This window comes from Streptomyces sp. NPDC037288 (assembly GCF_055603265.1).
Genome location: NZ_JBVJVY010000223.1, coordinates 1 through 1,265, shown reverse-complemented (window position 1 = coordinate 1,265; position 1,265 = coordinate 1). Strand labels below are relative to the sequence as shown.

General features: G+C 68.5%; 1 protein-coding gene. It reads left to right on the top strand.

From position 1 onward, the window contains the following. Window positions 1-72: 72 nt before the first annotated feature. Window positions 73-1,265, top strand: a protein-coding gene (locus ACZ7GZ_RS43415; RefSeq protein WP_471033384.1) for an IS3 family transposase whose coding sequence is annotated in 2 segments (ribosomal slippage) — window positions 73-403 and window positions 403-1,265 — 1,194 coding nt annotated over the 2 segments. Because the reading frame shifts where the segments join, the coding sequence is not laid out codon by codon here. This gene is flagged as partial in the annotation.

The following is a 1,265-nucleotide window of genomic DNA, read 5'->3' as shown; positions in this document are numbered from 1 at the left end:
GGGGCCTCCCCCTGAGTGGTGGACACGCTGATACTGGATCTGCTTGATCCGGAGGAAGCGAGAAGACCGCCGATGGCGATGAAGGACTATTCGGACGAGTTCAAGGCCGATGCTGTGGCCCTGTACGAGTCCACACCCGGGGCGACCTACAAGAGCATCGCCGCTGACCTGGGCATCAACCGGGCGACCCTGCGTGAGTGGGTGCTGCGGGACCGTGAAAGCCGCGGCATCACCGCCGCGGCTGCGAAGCCGGGCGCCGGGCCTCGGGAGGCGGCATCGCCCGTTGATCCGGACGAGCGGGTGCGGCAGCTGGAGGCGAGGGTGGCCGAGCTCGAGGCGAGTGAGCGCAAGCTCGCTACTGAGCGGGACATCCTCCGCAAGGCGGCCAAGTATTTCGCCGGAGAGACGAACTGGTGATCAGCCGCTTCCAGTTCGTTGACGACCACCGGGACACCTACGAGGTGAAGCGGCTCTGTGAGGTCCTGGACGTGAACCGGTCCAGCTACTACAAGTGGCTCGCCGGCGCCCAGGCCCGGGCCGCCCGGCAGCATAAGGACCGGGTCCTGGCCCAGGAGATCCGTCAGGTCCACGGCGAGTCCGGCGGCGCCTACGGCTCCCCGCGCGTGACCGCCGAGCTCCGCGAGAAAGGGCGGCGGATCAACGAGAAGAGGGTCGCCCGGATCATGCAGACGTTCTCCATCACCGGCATCCGCCTGCGCAGACGCGTGCGCACCACCGTCCCGGACCTGGCAGCCCAACCGGTCCCGGACCTGTTCCAGCGAGACTTCACCGCCCCCGAGCCGGGCCTGAAATACATGGGCGACATCACCTATCTCCCCCTGGAAAGCGGGGAGTTCCTGTATCTCGCGACGGTGCTGGACTGCTTCAGCCGCAAGGTCGTCGGCTGGTCCATCGCCGACCACATGCGCACCGGCCTGGTCGCCGACGCACTGCGGATGGCGGCCTCAACACGTGGCGGTCTGGAGGGCGCCGTGTTCCACTCCGACCACGGGGCCCAGTACGGATCCCGCGCCTTCGCCGACCTCTGCGACCAACTCGGGGTCACCCGGTCGATGGGCGCGGTCGGCACCAGCGCCGACAACGCGGCCTGCGAAAGCTTCCACGCCTCCCTGAAACGCGAGACCCTCCGGGGCGCCCGCGACTACGGCGACGCCGGCACCTGCCGCAGGACTGTCTTCGCCTGGCTGACCCGCTACAACACCCGCCGTCGGCACTCCGCCAACGGCCAACTCAGCCCCAACGAA